This window comes from Paraburkholderia sp. SECH4 (assembly GCF_030511745.1).
GTDB lineage: Bacteria > Pseudomonadota > Gammaproteobacteria > Burkholderiales > Burkholderiaceae > Paraburkholderia > Paraburkholderia madseniana.
Genome location: NZ_JALOCP010000106.1, coordinates 1 through 2502, shown reverse-complemented (window position 1 = coordinate 2502; position 2502 = coordinate 1). Strand labels below are relative to the sequence as shown.

General features: G+C 61.9%; 2 protein-coding genes. Both read right to left on the bottom strand.

The window, feature by feature from the left end; translation table 11 throughout:
• Positions 1-226: 226 nt before the first annotated feature.
• Complete coding sequence (locus tag M0D67_RS41910; protein ID WP_266243657.1) at positions 227-448, bottom strand: hypothetical protein; 222 nt, start codon at positions 446-448, stop codon at positions 227-229.
• A 49-nt stretch (positions 449-497) separates the two neighbouring features.
• Positions 498-2411: a DUF3560 domain-containing protein gene (locus M0D67_RS41905; RefSeq protein ID WP_266243655.1), complete on the bottom strand. Its 1914-nt coding sequence runs from the start codon at positions 2409-2411 to the stop codon at positions 498-500.
• Positions 2412-2502: the final 91 nt, after the last annotated feature.

The following is a 2502-nucleotide window of genomic DNA, read 5'->3' as shown; positions in this document are numbered from 1 at the left end:
GGCAGCGAGGCTGGAGGGGATGGCACGCGCCGGGGCAAGTCCGCGGGACGCGGCGTAGTCCCAAGAGCGGGGGTGCATGTTCACCGGGACGCGAAGCCGTCAGCTTGTGTGACAGGCGCAGCCGGGCGCGCAAGGTGCCGCGGCCCGGCTGGATTGCTGCGGCGGTACCTGAAACTGCAACGCCGGCACTCGGCCGGCGTCGGGGCAGATCGTGCGCGATCGCGCGTTACTGGGTCGTGGTCGTGCCTGGCTGTATGACGTGGATTTTCCCATCAGGCGTGAGCGTGAACTCACCAGGACCGGCCAGTCCAGTCGGCTTTTTGGGTTCGAAAATATAGATCGCGCCCGGCTTCATGTTTCGTTGCGTCTGCGGGACTTGCGTCTGTGCGCAGGCACAAAGCCCGATAATTGCCGCGATCGCGGCGGTACGGTATGCGGTGGCAAGCATTGTTATGTCTCGGTATCCGCGGCCATGTCTTGCACGGCCGCATGTGTTGTTAGAGGTCGATCGTCAGCAGCGCCGTGCGAACGTTGGTACCGGATTCGATAAAGGTTCCTTCCGGCAGCTCCTCCCACGTGCCGCCGTGAGCCTCAACGAGCGGCAACAGAATTTCTTGCTGACGCGGACCATTTGCACAGATCGCGACCAGTCGCCCGCCCGGATCGAGGAAGTCCAGAGCGCGGCGAATATGCGCGATGTCCTGCCCTTTTGAAAACGGCGGGTTGAGCAAAATCTTCGTGAATGTCCCGAGCTCGGCGCCGCATTCCATGAAGTCGGCACAGATCACCTTAACGTCGCCATATCGAGCGGCGAGGGCTTGCGAAAGCGCGTGATTGATCTCCACCGCGGTTACCTTGATTGCGCTCGGATCGATCGCGGCAAAGATAGCGGCGAGAATGCAGCCCGTTCCGGCGCTGAATTCGCCGACACGATCCCCGGCCTCGATCCTGGCCTCATCCACCATGCGATCGGCCGCGACTTCCGGCGTCGGGAACAGCTTCGGCGCGCTGACGACCTGCACGCCGTGCTTCAGTTGCTCGCGCATCGTGTCGAACTCGGTACGCTCGCGGGGCACATAGACGGGGGCCACGGCCGCGGGCTCCACCTGAGGCGCGACGTTGACCGACGCGGCCTGTGGTGCCGCCGGGGCGGGCGGGTCAATCCGCTTTTCATCGGTGATAAACACCTGCTTATAGTGACCTCGGCCGGCGTGCGCGCGGCGGAACTTGTAAGCGCCGTGTGACTCCGTAGCAGCTACGGTGCGCGTACCCTTGTAATTCGAATCGCGCTCGCGCCACTCTGCGCGGGTCATTGCGAGAAAATCCTCGCCGGGATAGTTGGCGAGTGGCGGCTTTGCGGCAGCTACCGCATTTGCAGATTCCGGCGCGCGGTAATCCTGCACGCTCTCAATCGGAGTTATCACGGTGCTTCGCCAGTGCATCACCTTAGGCGCGGGCGTTGTCACGCTGTTGACGCGGCCGTTGGACTTATTGACGCGATTCACCACGTACCACTCGCCACCGATCAGAACAGTGCCACCCACGACGATATCAGCGTTGTCTGTCACCAGACCGCCTGATTCCCCGAGCATGGCGCGCTCGTATTCGAGCCGGTTGTCGACGTGCGCGGCCCAGCGGCCATACCATGCAATCGTGCGCGCGTGCGCTCGCAGCACCCGCTCGCGGACCTGTTCAACATCGGCGTTTTCGCGCGAAAGGATTTCATAGATCGACGTGCTGGTTTCCTTGCCCTCCTCGCGAAAATAAATGTGGTCGTACTGCGCAATGGCTTTGGCTTTTTCGAGCGTGAGCGGGTCGGCCTTCCAGAGCTTTGCAAACTTCTCGGCGGTGTCGATTTCACGCTGATACTTGCGACGGTCTGCCTCCAGCCCCTTCATGCGTCGATGGCGCACACCAGGCTGTTCCTTGTATTTGGCATGTCGCAATGCGCCTTTGGCGCGCTCCGCCCAGTATCCGGAAGTCTCCCAAAGATTCACTGCACGCCGCATGCCGTTCTCGATGCGCTCAGCGTCACGGCGGGCGCGGCGTTCGCTATGGTGACCAACCAGAATAGGCTGTCCTTCCGGGATACGGCCCGCAATCGTCTGCACTGCTTCGCGCGCGGCGTGTGCTTCGCTTGCGCGCTTGCCGCTGTAGTCTTCGAAACGGTCGGCGCGCTCTTCCGCACGTTCGACCAGACTCGTGTCCTCGTCCCCAACCTCGCCGCACAGTTCAATCAGCAGATTCTCGCGCGCTGGAGTCCACATGGGGGCAACAAAAAGCCGCTGTTTGGGAGCCCATTTAAAACCGGCAGCATCCACGCGGCTGTATAGATCCGCGTCGAGGCGCTCCGATGCGTAAAGGCGCAGCTTGTTGTCTTCGGGTGAATACGTGGCGGTGAGTGTCTGCATTTAAGGTTCTCCAAAGGAGGTTTGAGCTGACCGGGCCCCTAGATTCCGAAGTCCCGGCGTTGGTGGTTTCTGCTGAGTCGGCGGTGCTTCT

Bases quoted from the DNA above. Each gene is read 5' to 3' on its own strand.
- M0D67_RS41905 (WP_266243655.1), bottom strand. From the start codon at position 2,411: ATGCAGACACTCACCGCCACGTATTCACCCGAAGACAACAAGCTGCGC.
- M0D67_RS41910 (WP_266243657.1), bottom strand. From the start codon at position 448: ATGCTTGCCACCGCATACCGTACCGCCGCGATCGCGGCAATTATCGGG.